This window comes from Nocardia sp. BMG51109 (assembly GCF_000526215.1).
GTDB lineage: Bacteria > Actinomycetota > Actinomycetes > Mycobacteriales > Mycobacteriaceae > Nocardia.
Genome location: NZ_JAFQ01000004.1, coordinates 6,423,429 through 6,443,979, shown reverse-complemented (window position 1 = coordinate 6,443,979; position 20,551 = coordinate 6,423,429). Strand labels below are relative to the sequence as shown.

General features: G+C 72.0%; 9 protein-coding genes. 3 read left to right on the top strand and 6 right to left on the bottom strand.

Going from position 1 to position 20,551, the window contains the following annotated elements; genetic code table 11:
- Position 1: 1 nt before the first annotated feature.
- Positions 2-352: a hypothetical protein gene (locus tag D892_RS0130470; protein ID WP_024804873.1), complete on the bottom strand. Its 351-nt coding sequence runs from the start codon at positions 350-352 to the stop codon at positions 2-4.
- Between the two features lie 322 nt (positions 353-674).
- Here D892_RS0130470 and D892_RS0130465 point away from each other — a divergent pair, with 322 nt between their 5' ends.
- Positions 675-1,661 carry a glycosyltransferase family 9 protein gene (locus tag D892_RS0130465; protein WP_024804872.1) on the top strand — a complete coding sequence of 329 codons (987 nt, stop codon included), beginning with the start codon at positions 675-677 and terminating at the stop codon, positions 1,659-1,661.
- A 69-nt stretch (positions 1,662-1,730) separates the two neighbouring features.
- On the opposite strand, the gene D892_RS0130460 is transcribed toward D892_RS0130465, so the two are convergent.
- Positions 1,731-2,039: a helix-turn-helix transcriptional regulator gene (locus D892_RS0130460; RefSeq protein ID WP_024804871.1), complete on the bottom strand. Its 309-nt coding sequence runs from the start codon at positions 2,037-2,039 to the stop codon at positions 1,731-1,733.
- A 183-nt stretch (positions 2,040-2,222) separates the two neighbouring features.
- On the opposite strand from D892_RS0130460, the gene D892_RS0130455 reads away from it, so the two are divergent.
- Positions 2,223-2,891 (top strand): M23 family metallopeptidase, encoded by a 669-nt coding sequence (locus tag D892_RS0130455; RefSeq protein ID WP_084161294.1) that lies wholly within the window; start codon positions 2,223-2,225, stop codon positions 2,889-2,891.
- A 462-nt stretch (positions 2,892-3,353) separates the two neighbouring features.
- Here the strand turns inward: D892_RS0130455 and D892_RS0130450 are convergent, their stop codons facing one another.
- Positions 3,354-3,704 carry a hypothetical protein gene (locus D892_RS0130450; protein WP_156960018.1) on the bottom strand — a complete coding sequence of 117 codons (351 nt, stop codon included), beginning with the start codon at positions 3,702-3,704 and terminating at the stop codon, positions 3,354-3,356.
- Between the two features lie 245 nt (positions 3,705-3,949).
- Here D892_RS0130450 and D892_RS0130445 point away from each other — a divergent pair, with 245 nt between their 5' ends.
- Positions 3,950-4,285 (top strand): RNA polymerase-binding protein RbpA, encoded by a 336-nt coding sequence (locus tag D892_RS0130445; protein ID WP_024804868.1) that lies wholly within the window; start codon positions 3,950-3,952, stop codon positions 4,283-4,285.
- Between the two features lie 84 nt (positions 4,286-4,369).
- Here the strand turns inward: D892_RS0130445 and D892_RS0130440 are convergent, their stop codons facing one another.
- From D892_RS0130440 to D892_RS0130430, 3 genes are all read right to left on the bottom strand, one after another.
- Positions 4,370-5,152: an ABC transporter permease gene (locus D892_RS0130440; RefSeq protein WP_024804867.1), complete on the bottom strand. Its 783-nt coding sequence runs from the start codon at positions 5,150-5,152 to the stop codon at positions 4,370-4,372.
- A gap of 122 nt (positions 5,153-5,274) precedes the next feature.
- Positions 5,275-6,261, bottom strand: coding sequence for a daunorubicin resistance protein DrrA family ABC transporter ATP-binding protein (locus D892_RS0130435; RefSeq protein ID WP_024804866.1), 987 nt, complete (start codon positions 6,259-6,261; stop codon positions 5,275-5,277).
- On the bottom strand, positions 6,258-20,156 hold the full coding sequence (locus tag D892_RS0130430; RefSeq protein ID WP_084161293.1) for a non-ribosomal peptide synthetase: 13,899 nt from the start codon (positions 20,154-20,156) through the stop codon (positions 6,258-6,260). The genes D892_RS0130435 and D892_RS0130430 overlap by 4 nt, the downstream gene beginning before the upstream one ends.
- Positions 20,157-20,551 lie beyond the last annotated feature (395 nt).

Genomic DNA, 20,551 nt, shown 5'->3' with positions numbered 1-20,551 from the left:
ATCAGGTCCACAGCACGGCGACGAGCACGTTGGCGATCGCCAGCCCGCCGGCGGCGTGTGCCATCCAGCCGATGGCCTTGCCGCGCTTGGCATCCGCGTGCGCGACCTCGGCGAATCCGGCCACCGCGACCGCGATCACCAGTTTCACGATCACCTTGGCCATGGACAGGTCCTTGTCCAGGGAGTCGATCCCGTCGGCCATGCCGACCAGCACCAGGCCGCTGATGATCTGCGCCCGTGCGCCCCACACCATCACCGCGTTCACCGTCGGCTGCCCCGACGCGTATCCCCCGATGACCGCGGCCAGGCCGAGCAGGTGTGTAACGACCACCACGTTGTAGACGAATGTCATGACAGCACAGCCTAGTTGACCTACCGCCGGTCAACGACACCAAGTAGTAGAAAAGTTCTCGCTGCTCGGCCCGGGGCCGCGAGGGCTCGCGAAACTCGCCGGAAGCCGATAGCGTCGGTGTGCCGTCGCAGATCGCCCGCCGGGGTGCCGGAGCCGCGCCGTCGGCCGCGCCGGATCTCGCTCGGATTGCGAGTTTCGGCTTGGCATACCTCGGGTAGTCCTCTCCAAGTGGCTCTCTCAAGTCCATGCCGTGCTCGCGGGCGCGGGGGGCGAAGTGGGTCGGGTTGTCGTGGGTCGCTTGGTGGATGGCTAGGAGAAGAGGGTGGCGGTTGTACTCGTGCTGCGCGCACGCGGACTGGGTGATCTCCTCACCGCGGTCCCGGCACTTCGCGCGCTGCGCCGGGCCAGGCCACATGATCACATCGCGCTCGCCGCGCCGCATCGGCTGAAGCCGATCGTGGATCTGATCGCGTCGGTCGACGAGATGGTGCCGACACCGGACGCGGAGAGTCTGCGCTATGACGGCGAGGCGCCCGCGCTGGCGGTCAATCTGCACGGCGCCGGCGCCGAGGGCATCGTGGAGTTGGTCAAGACCGATCCGCGGCGCATCCTCACCTATCGCAATCCCGCCTTCCCCGACCTCGACGGGCCGGACTGGCAACAGGACATGCACGACGTCGACCGGTGGTGCCACCTGCTGGAATCCGACGGCATCGCCGCCGATCGCCGCAATCTCGGACTAGTGCCGCCGGTGGCCACCACCAGCCACCGCGACTGCGTGGTCGTGCACATCGGGGCGGGCTCCCCCGCCCGGCGCTGGCCGCCGGAACGGTTCGCCGCCATCGTGCGGCATCTTCTCGTGCAGGGTCGCGAGGTGGTGCTGACGGGCGACGAATTCGAACGCGAGATCGCCCTGAACATCGCAGCCCGGGCGGGCCTGCCACATCGGCAGGTGCTCGCCGGGCAGCAGAACCTCATCGAGCTGTCCGCCACCGTGGCCGAGGCCGGGCTCGTGGTGTGCGGCGATACCGGGGTCGCGCATCTGGCCACCGCCTTCGGCACCCGGACGGTCCTGCTGTTCGGTCCCACCGCGCCCAGCCACAGCGGCCCGCCGCCGCATCTGCTGGGCCGGCACGTGGTGCTGTGGGCCGGCCGCACCGGCGACCACAATGCCGACACACCCGATCCCGGCCTGCTCGAGATCAGCGTGGCCGAGGTGGTCGACGCGCTCGACAAGCAGCTGCGGAAGCGGCCGTGGCCCGGGACCAATATCGATCGCCGCCCGGCCGCGTACCGCCGCGTCGGCTGAGTTCCGGCCCCGCCCTTTACTCGGCACCCTGCCTTACTCGGCGGCACTGCCCAGCTCGGCGGCACTGCCCTACTCCGCCTCCGACAGCGCGGCCGCGTATGCCGCCAGCGCGCTCGGCCAGAACTGCTCCAGGTAGTCGCGGGCGTCGGCCAGTCCGCGCGGGTCCAGGGAGTACAGCCGGCGGTTGCCGCGGTGCCGCACGCTCACCAGCCGGGCCTCGCGCAGCACGCGCAGATGCTGGGACACCGCCGAACTGCTCACCCCGACCGCATCGGCCAGCTCTCCGACCGCCCGGGGTGCCTGCGGCAGCGCCTCGAAAATCGATCGACGAGTCGGATCCGCCAGGGCGCTCAATGCCCTGACTCCATTAGTGACCACTAAAAGAGACTGCCCGTTCGATCACGAGGTGGTCAAGATCGGACGGTGCGGAATCGCCCCCGGTCGTCGCCGCCCACGGCGCGTGTCCCTGGCCATCCGCGGTATTTCAACTGGTACTTTGCCGCCTGTGATGGTCACAACACGATTACGGAACCCCGGCGGATCTGCCGTAGTTTCCCCGCCATGCCCGTGATCGTTCCGTTACCTTCTCGCCGCGCCCGCCGGGCCGTGGCTCATGCCTTCGCGATCACCGCCGTCGTCGGCGCCTCGGTCACCGCGCTCACCGCCGCCGACCGTCACGGGGGCACTCCCGCCCCCGGCCTCGCCGCACTGCAACAACCGATGGCCCCCGCCCCGGCCGCCGCGGCACCGATGGCCGCGCCCGTCGCCGCACCCGAGCCGCCGCCCGAGATCTGGCCGACGACCAAGGCCGCCAAGGAGATGCGGCCGCTGACCGTGCGGCCGGTGGCGGGTGCGCTCAGTTCCCTGTTCGGCACCCGCTGGGGCACACTGCACGGCGGCATCGACTTCGCCCAGACGCTGGGCACCCCGATCGCCTCGGTCACCGACGGCGAAGTGGTCGAGGCCGGGCCCGCGTCCGGATTCGGGCAGTGGGTGCGGGTGCGGCAGGACGACGGCACCATCGGCGTCTACGGGCACGTCAACGACATCCTCGTCGTCCCGGGGCAGCAGGTGCGCGCCGGGGACACGATCGCCACCGTCGGCAACGGCGGCTTCTCCACCGGACCGCATCTGCACTACGAGGTGTGGGCCCAGGAAAACGGCGACAAGATCGACCCCCTCCCGTGGCTTGCCGCGCGCGGTATCGATCTGGGGGACGTGTCCTACTGATTCCGCCCGAACCGCCCACTATCGGGCGACTTCACTCCGACCGTGGCAACCTGCCACCCGCGAGCTGTCGAAACTCATACGCCACCACTCGAATTCCGGTCACCGGGGCCGCGTCGACCGCGGGCACCTGCCGCACGGCTGCCTCACCATGCCGGGCCGGATTTCGGCTCCGCCTCGTGGAGCGGAATCCGAGGGGCCGGACGACACCGGGCCGGGGGAACGAGGTGCCGGAACGGGTCCGGGCGCGCGTTCGGCCCGCCGCGCGAGCGGTCGGCCGCATCGGGGTCGAGGGATGCGCGCCCGGTCCCGTCCCTGCACCCGCCCGGTGGCGGCAGGACCGAGGTGGCGGTCCGCCGTTCGATGGATCCCGGGAAGGATTCGGCCTCATCGCGATCGGCACAAGTGACACCGGATGCCGCGCGAACTCACAGTGCCTTCGGCGAGCCCGCCTCTCGGCAGGCCTCAGCGCAACCGCTCGGCGTCCTTCGTCAGGGCGACGAGGGTGTCGGTCAACTGGGCCAGTTCCGCGCTGTCCGCGCCCTCGGCGACGGCGGTGGCGACATCCTCGGCGGCGCAGCGGGCGGCGAACCAGCGGTCGGCCAGGTCGGCGGCCTCCTGGGCGCTGAGCACCACGGAGTCCTCCGGAATTCCGGTGCCCTCCAGGCTTTTCCGGTGTTCGTAGGCCCGCTGGCGGCAGGACTGCCGACAGTACCGGCGGCGGCGACCCACCTCGGAATCGGCGATCTCCCGCCCACACCATAGGCAGGACAGGCGGCGGTCCGAAACGTTACGGCCTGACCAGGGCGAACACAGCACGCCGGACACGATAGCGGCGCGGCGGCCGAACGCAAACGACCAGGCCGCGACAAGACATGTCATATTTCACCGCGCGCCGGGCGCGGCGACACCGCCGATCGGACCGGCGCACACCCCGGCGCCGCGCGATGACCGAAACCACTAGAATGGTGGGGTTGACCGTCGCCGGGAACTGAATTAGGCCGTCGCGCGTTATCCCTTGTGTTGGAGCGTTGCCGACAGGCTGGAGAGGACCGCACACCATGGCAGATCGCGTACTCCGAGGCAGTCGGCTCGGAGCGGTGAGCTACGAGACCGACCGCGACCACGACCTGGCGCCGCGTCGGATGGCGCGGTACCGGACAGACAACGGCGAGGAATTCGAGGTTCCGTTCGCCGACGACGCCGAGATCCCGCCCACGTGGCTGTGCCGCAACGGGCAGGAGGGCATCCTGATCGAGGGCACGTCCCAGGAGCCGAAGAAGACCAAGCCCCCGCGCACGCACTGGGACATGCTGCTGGAGCGGCGGTCCAAGGACGAGCTCGAGGAGCTGCTGCAGGAGCGCCTGGAACTGCTCAAGACCCGCCGCGGCCGGTAGCCGCGCCGGACGGTACACCGCAGGCCCCCTCCCGTGCGGGAGGGGGCCTGCGCATGTCCGGGCCGTGGCCCGCGGCAACCGCTGCTAGTGACTGGCCACCTTGCGGTACTGCAACAGGGCCAGGGGCACCACGACCGCCAGGATCACCAGGGAACAGCCCACGGCATATTCCACGCAGTGGTCGGCGGCCCACCCCTGTGGCGGGGTGAACGACGGCGGGGCGCCGTTGTCGAACAGCGTGCGGCCGGCCGCGGACACGGCGGTGATCGGATTCCAGGCCGCGATGGTGCGCAACGGTCCCGGCAGCGTCTCGCTCGAGATGAACGCCGAGGAGATGAAGGCCAGGGGGAACATCCAGATCAGGCCGGCGCTCTGGGCCACCTCCACGCTGGGTGACAGCAGACCGGTCAGCGCGCCCACCCACGACATCGCGAACGCGAACAGCAGGATGATGGCGAAAGCCAGTGCCGCCTCGCCGATTCCGCCGTGGATACGCCAGCCGACCAGATAGCCGCAGGCGACCATCACCGCCAGCGACAGCACGTTCACCACCAGGTCGGACAACGTGCGGCCCAGCAGCACCGCCATCCGGGACATCGGCAGCGTGCGCATCCGGTCGATGATGCCCTTCTGCAGGTCGTTGGCCAGGCCGACCGTGGTGAATGCGGCGTTGAAGGCCACCGTCTGGGTGAAGATGCCGGCCAGCAGGAACTCCCGGTACTGCCCGCCGCCCAGCGACGCACCGAAGATGTAGGCGAACAGGAACACGAACATCAGCGGCTGGATGGTCGCCGTCACCAGCAGCGTCGGCACCCGCAGGATGGTCAGCAGATTGCGGTAGGCGACGATGGCGCTGTCGCGGAACACCCGCACCGGCGCCGCGATATCGGCAGCCGCCCCGGAATTCGGCCCCGCCCCGCCCGATGTCCGTTCCGGCGCCGGGATACCCCGCGCCGCAGCCGGATCCGCGGCCGCACGTTCGGCGGTCTTCACGACATGATCTCCTCTGCTACGTCTTGCTCTTCGGATTCGGCTGCGGGAGTGGGTGTTCCGGTCAGCGACAGGAATACGTCGTCGAGGCTGGGCCGGTGCACCGTCGCGTCCACCACGCACACGCCGGCGTCGTCGAGCCGGCGCAGCGCCTCGACCATGGTGCGCGTGCCGTCGCCGACCACGACCGACACCTCGTCGGTGCCCGCCTCGTGCGCGGGCTCGCCGACACCGACCTGCGCCAGCACCGACGTGGCCTGCCGCGGATCCTGCCCGGAGGCCAGGGTGACGGTGAGCCGGTCGCCGCCGATGGAGGTCTTCAGCTCGTCGGCCGAGCCGCGCGCGATGACCCGGCCGCGGTCGATGACCGTGATCCGGTCGGCGAGCAGGTCGGCCTCCTCCAGGTACTGCGTGGTGAGCAGCACCGTGGTGCCGTCGTCGACCAGGTCGCCGATCACCCGCCACATGTCCTGGCGCCCACGCGGATCCAGGCCGGTGGTCGGCTCGTCCAGCACCACCACCGCCGGCCGGGCCACCAGCGCGCCCGCGAGGTCCAGCCGCCGCGCCATACCGCCCGAGTAGGTGCCCGCGCGCCGGCCCGCCGCGTGGTCGAGGCCCAGCGCCGACAGCAGTTCGGTGGCGCGGGTGGACGCCCGCCGCGGGTCCATCCCGTACAGCCGCGCCACCATGCGCAGGTTCTCGAAGCCGGACAGGTTGGCGTCCACGGCCGCGTACTGCCCCGACAGCCCGATGCGCTTGCGGGCGCGCGCCGGATCGTCCAGCACGTCGATCCCCGCCACCCGCACCGCGCCCCGCGTGGGCCGCAGCAGCGTGGTGACGATCCGGACGGTCGTGGTCTTGCCGGCGCCGTTCGGGCCCAGCAGGCCCATCACGGTGCCGGACGGTACCTCCATATCCATTCCGTCGAGCACGCGCACGCGGCCGTAGTGCTTCACCAGGCCGCCGACCTCCACCGCCAGACTCATGTCCGCGTCTCCTTCGCGTCGCCGGCTCCCTCGGACACCGGCAGCTCTCCGGCGGCACCGATCGCGGTGCCGCCCAGGTGTTCTCGCAGTACCGGGCCGATCACGGCGAGCGCCTCCGGTGTGGTCATGCCGGAGTGCCGGCAGCGGACCTTCTGATCGTGGATCGTGCCGGTCACGTGCGGCCGCCAGGCCGCCGCGCACCGGGTCGGGTCGGCGCGGTTGATCTCGTCGTCGGCGGCGGTGAAGAACAGCAGGTCGCCGTCGAAGACGCGCGGCCGGAAGCCGTGTGCCAGCACGGTGCCGTTGGCGTAGCCGTTGTACAGCCGCTCCAGGTGTTCGACGGTCAGCGCCGCGAACGGGCCCGGCCGGTTGCGCAGCAGATCGGCCGCGTCCCGCAGGGTCAGCCGCGGATCCACCGGGTGGTCGCCGCCGAGCAGGTCGCTGCCGAACTCGCCGATGATGTCGGCGACCCCGGGGATCGCGTATTCGAGCCATTCGTCGGACAGCCGGTAGCTGTCCATCATCGCCAGCAGGGCCACCCGCTCCCCCGCGTGCTGCAGCTGCACCGCGATCTCCTGGGCGATCAGGCCGCCCAGGGACCAGCCGAGTAAGTGGTAGGGGCCGTGCGGCTGCACCGATCTCATGTGCGCCACATACTGTTTCGCGGCGTCCACGATCGAGTTGTCGTCGTCGCCGCCGCTCACGTGCGGCGCCTGCAGCCCGTAGACCGGCCGGTCGGCGGGCAGCTGGGCCAGCAGGCCCGAATAGCACCACGACAGCCCGATCGCCGGATGCACGCAGAACAGCGGCGGCACCCCGGAGTCGGTGGCCGGCCGGATCGGCAGCACCGGTTCCAGCGCCAGCGCCAGCGCGTCCTCGGCCGAGACCGCCAGGCGGCGGGCGATGGCGGCGGGTGTGGATTCGCCGAACATCAGCTGCACGGGCAGTTCGATGCCGGCGGCCCGGACGTGCGCCACCACCTTGGTGGCCAGCAGCGAGTTGCCGCCCAGTTCGAAGAATCCGTCCTCGGCGCCCACGGTGTCGACGCCCAGCGCCTCCGCGAAGGCCGCGCACAGCGCTGCCTCCACCGGTGTGGCCGGGGCCCGGTAGCCGGACCGGTCGCCGAACACCGGTTCCGGCAGGGCCCTGCGGTCCAGTTTGCCGACGGCGGTGAGCGGCAGTTCGTCCAGCAGCATGATCGCCTGCGGCACCATGTAGTTCGGCACCAGCTCGGCCAGGTGGGTGCGCAGGTCGGTGGTCGTCGGCGCGGCCTCGCTGTGCGGCTTCACGTACGACACCAGTGCCGTCGCTCCCGCCGGGGTGCGGTGGCCGATCGTGGTGGCGAATTCCACCGCCGGGTGCCGGGTCAGTGCCGCGTCGATCTCGCCGAGTTCGATCCGGAAGCCGCGGATCTTCACCTGGTGGTCGGTGCGGCCGACGTATTCCAGCTCGCGACCGCCCTCTCGGTCGACCCAGCGCACCAGATCGCCCGTGCGGTAGAGCCGTTCGCCCGGCTTGCCGAACGGGTTGGCGACGAAGCGTTGCGCGCTCAGGCCGGGCCGGCCCAGATATCCGCGGGCCAGTGCCGGGCCCGCCAGATACAGCTCGCCGGTCACGCCGACCGGCGCCGGATGCAGGCGCGAATCCAGCACGACGGCCGCGACGCCGCGGATCGGGCCGCCGATGGTGATCGGGGCGCCGGGCGCCATCGGTCCCGAGATGATCGTGACGATGGTGGTTTCCGTCGGGCCGTACACGTTGTGCAGTGCGCGGCCGGGTTCGGTGGCCCAGCGGTGCACCAGCTCCGGTGGCAGTGCCTCGCCGCCCGCCAGCACGTGCCGCAGTTCGGTGACGCCGGCCGGATCCGCGGTACCGAGGGCCGAGGTAGTGATGAAGGCGTGCGTAATGCGCTCCTCGATCAGCACCCGGGTCAGGTCGGTGCCGCCGTACACGCCCGGCGGGGTGACCACCAGGGTGGCCGCGCCGCCCAGCGCGAGCAGGAGGTCGAGCATCGCGGCATCGAAACTCGGTGTGGCGAAGTGCAGGACGCGGCAGTCCGGCCGCACCTCGAACCGCCGTGCCGTCTCGGCGGCGAAGTTCGACAGGCCGCCGTGGGTGACGACCACGCCCTTCGGGGTGCCGGTGGATCCGGACGTGTAGATGACGTAGGCCGGGTTCTCGGTGCGCAGCTCGCTCGGGCGCTCGGCCGCGGTGATCGGCGCGTCGGAGGTGCGCAGGACCCGCCGCCGGAACGCCGGCGCGTCGAGCACCGTCCAGTCGACGCCGCCGGGCATCCGCTCCCGGTGGTCCGTGAGGGTGATGCCCAGTGCCGCACCGGAATCGGTGAGCATGTGCCGGATGCGGTGTTCGGGATAGTTCGGGTCGACCGGGACGAACGCCGCGCCCGCCTTCGCCACGGCCAGGGTCACCGCCACCGATTCCACCGACCGCGGGATGCCCAGGGCCACCAGCGTCTCCGGGCCGGCACCGAGCGAGATCAGCACCCGGGCCAGCCGGTTGGTCCAGCGGTCCAGGGCGCCATAGGTGACCTGGGTGTCGCCCGAGCGCACCGCCACCGCGCGCGGGTTCACCGCCACCGCGGCCGCGAACACCTCCGGGAAGGTGGCGGGCCGATCGGCGGCCGCGCCGCGCACCGGGGCCAGGCTCGACCATTCCGCGGCGTCCAGCAGTTCCAGATCGCCCACGGGCAGCGTCGGATTCGCGGCCGCCGCGGTGAGCACGCGTACCAGCCGGCGGCCGAGCCCGGCCGCGGTCCGTTCGTCGAACAGGTCGCGGGCGAAGTTCACCGAGACCGTGATTCCCGCGGGTTTCCGATCGCCGCCGGCAGCCGCGTTCCAGGATTCGGTCAGCGTGAACTGCAGGTCGAATTTGGCGATGCCCGGATCCGCGGCGGCGGCCTCGATGCGCAGCCCGGGCAGCTCGAGTTCGCGCACCGGCTGGTTCCGCACCGACAGCATCACCTGGAACATCGGGTGGTGCGACTGCGAGCGGGCCGGATCGAGCACCTCGACCAGCCGTTCGAACGGCACATCGGCGTGTGCGAACGCCTCCAGGTCCGTATCGCGCACCGTGTTCAGCAGCTCGGCGAAGGGTGTACCGCCGTCGATCCGGGTGCGCAGCACCAGGGTGCCGACGAACATGCCGACCATCGGGTCCAGCGCCGGATGCCCGCGCCCGGCGACCGGGGTGCCGACGGTGATGTCCTCGCCCGCGGTGAGCCGATGCAGCAGCGCCGCCAGCGCGGCGTGCAGGACCATGAACATGGTGACGCCGTGCCGGGCCGCCACCGCCTGCAGTTCGCGGTGCGTCCGCGCGTCGAGGGTGCAGTCGACCGTGCCGCCGCGATGGGTCGGCACCGGCGGCCGCGGCCGGTCGGCCGGAACCGACAGCAGTTCGGGGATGCCGTCGAGGGTCCGGCGCCAGTACTCGAGCTGCCGGGCGGCAGCGGAGTCCGGATCGTCCTCGCTGCCGAGCATGTCGCGCTGCCACAGCGTGTAATCCGCGTACTGCACCGGCAGTTCGGACCACTGCGGGGCCTCGCCGGCGTGGTGCGCGCGGTACGCGGTGGCGACGTCGGCGGCGAGCGGTTCCAGCGACCAGCCGTCGGTCGCGATGTGGTGCACGACCAGCACCAGCACGTGGTCGCCGGTGTCGATCCGCAGCAGTTCGGCGCGGATCGGAGCCGTCGCGGTCAGGTCGAATCCCGTTGCGGCGGTTCGGTGTATCGCAGCCTCGAGCTCGTCCTCGGCGATGTCGGTGACGGCGAGCCGGATCGCCGCGTCGGCCGGGCCGAGCACCCACTGGAACGGTTCGCCCTCCAGTTCGGGGAACACCGTGCGCAGCGTCTCGTGCCGGCCCTGCACCGCGTGCAGGGCCGCCCGCAGCGCGTCGACGTCGAGCCGGCCGCGCAGCCGCAGCGCCACCGGGACGTTGTAGGCGCCCGCGACCTCGTCGCCGCCGGATTCGTTGAACCGGTTGAGGAACCACAGCCGCCGCTGCGCCGCCGACAGCGGCACCCGCCGCGGCCTGGTCCGCCGTGACAGCTCCGGTGTGCTGTCGGACGGGCCGCTCGCGTCCAGCCGGGCCGCCAGCGCGGCGACCGTGGGCGCCGCGAAGACCGCGCGCACCTCGAGCCGGGTGCCGGTGGCCGCGGCCAGCCGGGCCACCAACTGGGTTGCCAGCAGCGAATTGCCGCCGACGTCGAAGAAGCCGTCGTCGAGGCCCAGTCCGCCGGCCCCGACCAGGTCCGCCATCACCCGGGCGACCAGCCGCTCGGTCTCGGTCTCCGGTTCTCGCGCGGTGGTCGCCATCGGCTGCGGCTGCGGCAGCGCGGCCCGGTCCAGCTTGCCGACCGGGGTCAGCGGGATGGTGTCGAGCATCGTGAGGCTGCCGGGAACCATATGCGCCGGAAGGTGGTCGGCGACATGGTCACGGAGCTGCTCGAGGTCGACCCCGGCGGCCGCGTCGGACGGTTGCACGTAGGACACGATGCGGTCGGTTCCCGCGATGTCGCGGACTTCGGTGTGCGCGAACCGGACCGCTGGATGCGCGGTGAGCACCGCGCTGATCTCGCCGAGTTCGATGCGGAATCCGCGCATCTTGACCTGGTGGTCGGTGCGGCCCAGATACACGATCTCACCGCGGTCGTTCCAGCGCACCACGTCGCCGGTGCGGTACATCCGGGCGCCCTCGGGCCCGAGCGGATCGGCGACGAAACGCGCCGCGGTGAGCCCGAAGCGGTCGAGATAGCCGCGGGCCAGGCCCTGTCCGCCCAGGTACAGCTCGCCGGGCACGCCCACCGGCACGGGTCGCAGCCGCTCGTCGAGGACCAGGGCGCGCGCACCGCGCACCAGCGTGCCGATCGTGATCGGTTCGTCCACGGCCAGCGGGCCGGCGATCGTGATCACCACGGTCGTCTCGGTGGGGCCGTAGCCGTTGAACAGCATCCGGCCGGGGCCCCACCGCGACACCAGTTCGGCGCCCAGCGCCTCGCCGCCGGCCATCAGTGCCGTCAGGTGCGGCAGCGGCCAGCGCTCGTGATCGATGGTGGCCAGTGCGGCGGGGGTCATGAAGGTGTGGCTGACCCGTTCGCGGTCCATGAGCTCGGCCAGCTCGTCGCCGCCGTACACGCCGGCCGGGCAGATGATCATGGTGGCGCCCGCACCGACGGCCAGCAGCAGATCGAAGATCGCCGCGTCGAAGCTCGGCGTCGCGAAATGCAGTGTGCGCGAGTCGCGTTCGACGCGCATCCGGTCGCGGATCTCGTCGGCGAAGTTGGACAGGCCGGCGTGCGTGACGGCCACGCCCTTGGGCTTGCCGGTGGAGCCGGAGGTGTAGACCAGGTAAGCCAGATCGGTGGTCCAGACGGTGCGGATCCGGTCGGCATCGGTGACCGTGGTCTCGTCCAGGCTCTCGATCTCGGCCGCGAGGTCCGGATCGTCGAGCAGCAGCCAGCGGGTGTCGCGGCCGTCGACCGCCGCCTGCCGCAGTCGGTCCCGGTGCTCGGACAGCGTGATGCCGGTCCGGCAGTCCGCATCGGTGAGCATGTGCCGCACCCGGTCGGTCGGATAGTTCGGGTCGACGGGAACGAACGCCGCGCCCGACTTGGCCACGGCCAGCATCGTCAGCACCGATTCGAGCGAGCGGGTCAGGCCCATCGCCACCCGGTCGCCCGCGCCGAGGCCGCGGCGGATCAGCACCCGCGCCAGCCGGTTCGAATACTCGTGCGCCTCGGCATAGGTGAGTTCGGTGTCGCCGGAGCGCAGCGCGACGCGCTCCGGATGCAGGTGCGCGGTCGCGGTGAAGTAGTTCGCCAGGCTGCACTGCGGGGTGGGCGGCGGGCCGTACGCCGGGGCGAGGAAGGTGCGCTCGGCGGCCGTGCGGGCGTCGATATCGCGCACCCGCACCCGCGGATCGGCGACGACGGCGGACAGCACCAGGCCCAGCCGGTCGGCCAGGGTGGCCACCGTTTCGGCATCGAAAAGCTCGGCGGCATAGACGAATTCGAAGCGCCGGCCGGTCTCCTCGCCCGGCAGGACGCGCAGTTCCAGATCGAACTTGGCGGTCGCGATATCGAGTTCCTCGGCACGCAGCCGCACACCGGGCAGCTCCAGCGGCGGCGCCGGCGTGTCCTCGACGGTCAGCGCCACCTGCAGCAGCGGGCGCGCGACGGCACCGGCCGCCGACCGGCCGCCCTGTGCCGGGGTGGTGTGATCGGTGCGCGACAGTTCCTGCACGATGCGCTCGAAGGGCAGCTCGGCGTGCCCCATCGCGGCCAGCTCGCCGTCGCGGTCGAGCTGTAGCTGTTCGGTGAAGACGCGGTCGGGGTCCACGTCCGAGCGCAGCATCAGGGTGTTGACGAACATGCCGACCAGATCGTCGAGCCGGGTGTCGGTGCGCCCGGCGACCGGGGTGCCGACGACGACGTCGCGGCCGCCGGTGACGATGCGCAGCAGCACCGCCAGCGCCGAGCGCAGCACCATGAACAGGCTCACGCCCTGGGCGCGGGCCAGCGCCTCCAGGCCCCGCTGCAGCTCCGCGGACACCTCGACGGCGGCGGTGCCGGCGCGCTGGGTGGGCCGTTCCGGCCGCGGCCGGTCGTAGGGCAGCGGCAGTTCGTCGGGCAGCTCGGCCAGCGTCTCGCGCCAGAACCGCAGCTGGGCGGCGGCGGGGCTGGCCGGATCGGAGACGTCGCCGAGGCATGCGCGTTGCCACAGGCCGAAATCGGCGTACTGGATCGGCAGCGGCGTCCAGGCCGGCGCGGCCCCGCCCTGACGAGCCGCGTAGGCGACCGCCAGATCCCGCGTCAGCGGGGCCAGCGACCAGCCGTCGGCGGCGATGTGGTGCAGGACGACGCCGAGCAGATGCCGGCGTGAACCGGTGCGCAGCAACGTCGTTCGCAGCGGAGTGTCGCGGGTCAGGTCGAAGCCGCGCCGCGCCAGCTTGCGCAGCGCCGCCCGGGCTCCCTCCGCGTCCGTGTCGATCGGCTCCGGCACCAGCGGCGGGCAGTGGTCGATATCCAGCACCCGCTGGTAGGCGCCGTTCTCGTCCTCGGGGTACACGGTGCGCAGCACCTCGTGCCGCGCGACCAGGTCGCCGAGCGCGGCGCGCAGCGCGCCGACGTCGGGGTCGCCCTCGATCCGGAGTGCGAACGCGATGTTGTAGGCGCTGGATTCGGGCGCGTACCGGTTCAGGAACCACACGCGCTGCTGCGGCAGCGACAGCGGAAGGCGTTGCGGGCGCGGGTCGGGTGCGATCAACGGCACCCGGCGGGTCCGGGGTGTCTGTGCCAGGCGCGCGGCCACACCGGCCACGGTCGGCGCCTCGAAGATCTCGCGCACCGGGAGTTCGGCGCCGAACTCGGCATGCAGCGCGGCGGTGAGACGGGTGGCGAGCAGGGAGTTGCCGCCCGCGTCGAAGAAGCTGTCCTCCGCACCCGGGACCGGATGGCCCAGCACCGCGGCGAACACCTCGGCGACCTGCTGCTCGAGGCCGGATTCGGGCGCCCGGGACGGGCCCGCGACACCGAATTCCGGTTCCGGCAGCGACTTGCGGTCGAGCTTGCCGGACGGGCCGATCGGCACCTCGTCGAGCACCGTGATCGCGGCCGGCACCATGTAGCCGGGCAGCCGCTGCCGGGCGGTCGCCAGCACCGCGACCGTATCGATCCCGGTCTCGGTGTCGGCGGTGAGATACGAAGCGAGCCGGGCGTTTCCGTCCTCGGCGTGGTGCACGACGGTCAGAGCGAACCGGACGCCCGGATGCTCGCGCAGCACATGGTCGATCTCGCGCAGCTCGATCCGGAAGCCGCGGATCTTCACCTGATCGTCGGCGCGGCCGAGGAAGCGCAGCCGCCCGCCCGCTTCCGCCACCACCAGATCGCCGGTGCGGTACATGCGCTCGCCGCGGCGGCCGTGCGGATTGGCGGGGAACCGCAGCGCGGTCAGTCCCCGGCGGCCCAGATAGCCGCGCGCCAGTCCGGGCCCGGACAGATACAGCTCGCCCGGAACGCCGGGCGGCACCGGGCGCAGCCGGCCATCGAGGACGAACAGCCGCATGCCGCGCACCGGCAGGCCGATCGGCACCGGCTCACCCGCGACCATCGGGCCGGTCGCCGTGGCGGCGACCGTCCCCTCCGACGGGCCGTACATGTTGTGCATGCGGCGCCCGGTCGCGGCGCGCGCGGCGGCCCCGGAGCCGGCGGCTCGCGCCGCCGCGGACGACCCGCGCGTGCCGTCATCGCCTCCGGCCCACGCCCGCACCAGTTCGTCGGGGCAGGCGTCGCCGCCGACGATGATCGCCTCCAGCTCGTCGAGCCCCTCCGGCGGCACGGTGGCCAGGGCGGCCGGCGTGACGAAGGCGTGTGTCACCCGTTCGGTGCGCAGCAGTTCCGCCAGTTCGGCGCCGCCGTAGAGGCCCGCGGGTGCGATCACGAGGGTGGCGCCGGCGGCGAATCCGAGTAGCAGCTCCAGCACCGAGGCGTCGAACGACGGCGACGAGAAATGCAGGGTGCGTGCCGCATCGGTGACGCCGAACAGATGCATCTGCTCGTGCGCGAGCGAGGCCAGCCCGGCGTGTGTGACCACTACCGCCTTCGGTGTGCCCGTCGATCCGGAGGTGTAGATCAGGTAGGCCGGGTGCGCGACGCGCAGCGGGTGGTGGCGGTCGGCGTCGGTGACGGCGGTGCCCGGGAAACGCGCGACCGCCGCTTCCAGCTCCGCCGAGCCGAGCAGCAGCCAGTCGACGTCCTGCTTGCGGTGCCGGCCGCGGCGGCCCGGCCAATCCGGCATGGCCGCACGGCATGTCGCGTCGGTCAATCCCAGCATCGCGCCGGAGTCGGCGAGCATGTGCGCGATCCGGTCGGCCGGATAGTCCGGGTCGACCGGCACGTAGGCCGCGCCCGTCTTGGCGACGGCCCAGATCGCGGTGATCGAGTCGAGCCCGCGCGGCAGCGCGATCGCCACCACCACCTCGGGTCCGGCGCCGTGCTCGATCAGCACGCGGGCCAGGCGATTCGACGCCTCGTCCAGTTCGCGATAGGTGGTGTCCCGGCCGAGGCTGCGGACCGCGACCGCGTCGGGCAGCCGCTCGGCGGTCTCGGTGAACAACCGGGCCAGGGTGATCGGCGGAACCCCCGGCGCGCCCTGGATCGGCACCAGCCTGCCGGTCTCGCGGGTGTCCAGCACGTTCAGATCGCCGATCGGCATGCCCGGGTCGGCTACCGCGGCGGTCAGCAGGCGGGTGAAGCGCCGTGCCATGGCGCTCACCGTCGCCTCGTCGAAAACATCGGTGGCGTAACCGAATTCGGCGGTCAGCGGGCCGTCCTCGCCGGTCGGCTCGTGCACCGTCAGCTGCAGGTCGAACTTGGCCACGCCGACGTCCATCGGCAGTACCCGGGCCGAGACGCCGGGCAGATCGATGCGCAGTTCGGGGGTGTTCTCGTAGGACAGCATCACCTGGAACAGCGGGTGCCGGCCGGCGTCGCGGGCCGGGTTGACCACCTCGACCAGCCGCTCGAACGGGACGTCGGAGTTGGCGAAAGCGTCCAGATCCGTCTCGCGCACCCGGTCCAGCACGCGGTCGAATCCCGCGCTCGGGTCGACCGCCGTGCGCAGCACCAGCGTGTTGACGAACATGCCGACCAGCTCGTCGAGTGCCGGGTCCGAGCGGCCGGCGATCGGGGTGCCGATCGGGATGTCGGTGGTGTTGCACAGCCGCGCCAGCAGCGTGGCCAGTGCCGCGTGCAGCACCATGAAGGTGCTCACGCCGCGGTCGGCGGCCAGTCCTGTGACCGCCCGCCGGGTGGCGGCGGGAATGGTGAACTCGACCCTCGCGCCCTCGGCGGTGCGCCGCTGCGGCCGTGGCCGGTCCATCGGCAGGTCCAGCTGGTCCGGCAGATCGGCCAGTGCGGCGCGCCAGTACGCCAGCTGGCGGGACAGCGGGCTGGCCGGATCGTTCTCGTCGCCCAGTACCTGGCGCTGCCACAGCGCGAAATCGGCGTACTGCACCGGCAACGGTGTCCACCGCGGCGCCGCCCCGGCGGCCCGGGCGGCGACCGCCGCCATCAGGTCGCGGGCCAGCGGCAGCACCGACCAGCCGTCGCCGCAGATGTGGTGCAGCACCACGAGGAACACATAGGTGTCCGGGCCGGTGGCGTACAGCGCCACCCGGATCGGGGCCTGGCTGCGCAGGTCGAAGCCGTACCGGGCGTACTCGGCGGCCAGGGCCATCGTGTCGGCGCCGTCGGCATCGATCGGGTCCAGGGCGAGCGGGATCTCCGCGGCGGGATGCACGACCTGGACCGGCCCCCGGACGAACTCGGGCCGAGGGACCGTGGGGGATGCGCCGGGCTCGGCTTCGGCGGAGGCCGGCGCGCTCGGCCGCGATGTCTCGCCCACCGCCGGCTCGCCGGGACCGGATACCGCCGGCCGGTGCGGGCCCCCCGCCGGCGCATCCGGGAATGTGGTGCGCAGGCTCTCGTGCCGTTCCAGCACGTCGACCAGCCCGGCGCGCAGGGCGGCGATATCCAGCGGGCCGGTGAGTTCGACGGCCAGCGGCATGTTGTACGCCGCGGCGTGTTCGCCGACCCGGTTCAGGATCCACAGCCGCTGCTGCGCCAGCGACAGCGGGATCCGCGCGGGGCGTTGCGCGGCAACGAGTTTCGGGGACGCGTCGTCCGGGTCGTGGCTGTCGAACCGGGCGGCCAGGGCGGCCACGGTCGCCGACTCGAACAGGTCCCGGATGGTCAGCGCGGCGCCGAGGGCGCCGTTCACCCGGGCCACCACCCGGGCCGCGGACAGGGAATTGCCGCCGAGGTCGAAGAAGCTGTCGCCGACGCCGATATCGGCGCGGCCGAGCACGTCGCCGAAGATGCCCGCCAGCCGCCGCTCCACCTCCGTGCGCGGCCCCGTGACGGACCGCGTGCCGCGGTCCGGCCCGGATTGCGGTGCGGGCAAGGCCTTTCGGTCCACCTTGCCGTTCGGGCTCAGCGGCAGCTCGTCCAGCGCGATCACGTGCGCGGGCGCCATATACCCGGGCAGCGTGCGGCGCAGGCCGTCGAGCAACTCGCCGGTGTCGATCGCGGCGCCGGGGGCCGCCACCGCGTACGCGGCCAACTCGTCACCGCCGGGTGCGGTGTGCGCCACGCAGACCGCACGCGCGACCCGCGCGTCGGCCAGCAGCGCCGCCTCGATCTCGCCGAGTTCGATGCGCAGGCCGCGGATCTTGACCTGGAAGTCGCTGCGGCCCAGATATTCCAGCACGCCGGTGTCGCCCTCGGCGCGCCAGCGCACCAGATCGCCGGTGCGGTACATCCGGCCCGGCGCGGCCGCATCGGCCGCGAACGGATCGGCCACGAATCGTTCGGCGCTCAGGCCCGGGCGATCCACGTACCCGCGCGCCAGCTGCACACCCGCCAGGTACAGCTCGCCGGCCACGCCGGGCGGTACGGGACGCAGCCGCTCGTCGAGCACATAGGTCCGGGTGTTCCACACCGGTGCGCCGATCGGCACGGTCGCCTCCGCCGGTGCGCACCGCCAGGCCGTCACGTCGACGGCCGCCTCGGTGGGCCCGTAGAGGTTGTGCAGCGCCGGCGCCCGATCGCCCAGCGCCGCATGGAAATCGCGCACCACGGCGGCGGGCAGCGCCTCACCGCTGCAGAACACCCGGCGCAGTCCGGTGCAGCCGCGCACCTCGGTCTCGGTGACGAACACCGACAGCATCGACGGCACGAAATGCGCCGTGGTGACGCCCTTCTCGGCGATCAGCGCGGCCAGGTAGGCCGGGTCGCGGTGGCCGTCGGGGGCGGCGATCAGCAGCCGCGCGCCGATCTGCAAGGGCCAGAAGAATTCCCAGACCGAGACGTCGAACGTCGCGGGCGTCTTCTGCAGGACGACGTCGGCGGGGTCGAGCGGGTACTCGTGCTGCATCCAGCGCAGCCGGTTGACGATCGCGGCATGCGAGATGCCGACGCCCTTGGGCCGGCCGGTGGAGCCGGAGGTGAACAGCACGTAGGCCAGGTGGCCGGGCCGCAGGGGCGCGCGCCGGTCGGCGTCGGTGAGCGGTTCGGCGGAGAATCCGGACAGGTCGGCCGCGTCGATGTCGAGCCGCTCCGCATCCGGCGGAAGATCCGATCCGTCGCGGGCGGTGGTGAGTACGCACAGCGGGCGCGCCTGTGCGAGAACATGCCCGATGCGATCGGCCGGATGTTCCGGATCGATCGGCAGGTACGCGGCGCCGGCCTGCACGATCGCGTACATGCCGATCAGCAGGTCGAGACTGCGCCGGATCGCCAGCCCGACCACCGTGTCCGGGCCGGCGCCGCGCGCGATCAGCAGGCGCGCCAGCCGCGCGGCGCGCTCGTGCAGTTCGGCGTAGGTCAGCGTCTCGCCGTCGAATTCCAGTGCGATCTCTCCCGGGCACCGCGCGGCCCGCGCCGCGAACATCCCGGCCAGCGTGCCACCCCCGTGCGGTACCGCCGTCGAATTCCACTGGCGCAGCACCAGATCGCGCTCGGCCTCGGTGATCACCGGCACCGCGGTGGCCGGGGTGTCCGGGCCGGCGGTCAGCAGCCGGGGCAGGAATTCGAGGAAGCGGGCGTGGTGGCGATCCAGCTCCGCCTCGGTGTACAGCTGGGGATTGGCCTCGAAGTCGATGTGGATGCGGTTGCCCGCGCCGTTGTAGAGGTTGATCGACAGATCTTCGACGGGGCCGGTGGACAGCACGTTCAGCGAGCCGGTGAGGCTGCCGAAGCGCAACTCGCTGTGGAACAGCATGATGTTGACCATCGGGCCGAAGAAGCCCCGGGAGTCGCGGGAGTAGCCGCAGTCGCGCCGGATGTCGTCGTGCCGGTACCGCTGGTGCCGCAGCGCGCCGGTGATCTGCAGCTCGGCCGCCTTCATCACGTCGCGCACCGTGGTCGCGGCGTCGAACCGGATCCGGATCGGCACCACGTTCGACACCACGCCCGCCGAGCGCCGCAGCGCCACGGTGGTGCGCGCGGACACCGGCAGGCTCAGCACCACATCGGAATTGCCCGTGGCCGCGCGCACGTAGCAGGCCAGCGCGGCGACGAACAGCGTGGAGTGCTGGGCGCCGAACGCCTCGGTGGCGCCGGCCAGCTCGGCCGTGGCCGCGGAGTCCAGTACCGCGGCCGCGGTGCGGCGCCCGCCGTCGGGCATCGCGGCGCCGATTCCGTTGCCGGCCAGGCTCACCGGCGCGCCGACGCCGGACAGCTGCTCTGCCCAGTACTCGCGGTCGGCACCGAAACGGCTGGTGTCACGGTAGGTCGATTCGCCCGCGTAGATCTCGGCCAGCGGGGTGGCGCGGGAGGTCACCGGCTCGGCGCGATTCTCCAGGGCCGTATAGATTTCCGCGGTGCGGGTCAGGGCGTTCATGGCGCCGTAGCCGTCGATCACGATGTGGTGGCCGCGCGAATACCAGATGTAGTCGTGATCACCCGTGCGCAGCACGGCATTGGTGGTCAGCGGGTCGTGTTCCAGGTCGAGCGGGGCGGCGGCGTGCTCGTCCATCCAGCGCTGCGCGGCCGCCCGCGGATCGGACTCATGGCGCAGATCTATGCGCGCCCAGCCGGGCCGTCCCGCCGGATCGACGATCTGCTGGGGCACGCCGTCGATCTCCGTCAGCCGGACCTGGCCGACCTCGGTCTCGGCACCGAACCGCTCGATCGCGTACAGCAGCCGTCCGACGTCCAGGTCGCCGCGGATCTCCACATACTGCGCGACGGTCAGCGGGATGTCCGGCCGGATGCGCTGGGCATACCAGATGGCGGTCTGCGCGGGTGACAGATCGAAGGGTTTCGCTGAGAATTCGCCGGAAGTGCATCGGTCGACCCTGTCGGTGGCCAATGACCTCATCAATCACTCCGTTCTGCCGCTGTTGACGCAACTCCCCGAGCTCTCGAGAACGAGTCAGCGGCGGGCGCGCGTACGCGTCCGCCGCAGGACGTGATCCACGCTCTATGATTCGGAGCATCGAGTCGGGCGGATCGGTAGCGATCTCGAGATGTTTCACTTCGAACGCTGTTGGCGGCGCGAGGTTTTAGCTGGCTACCGACTCGCAAATCGCACAGCAGTGCCCGATATCACACCGGAAATGCAGTTGAATGCCGCTACCGCAAGGAGGCTACAACAGGTTTCGCAGGGTTTCGGCGAACATCGCGCGGTGGCGTCGAACGGCCCTGTGCCGCGCGGACCGGCTACCCGCCCGCGATCGAGACGTCCGGTCCGCCGCCCGTGGCCGCACGCACGGG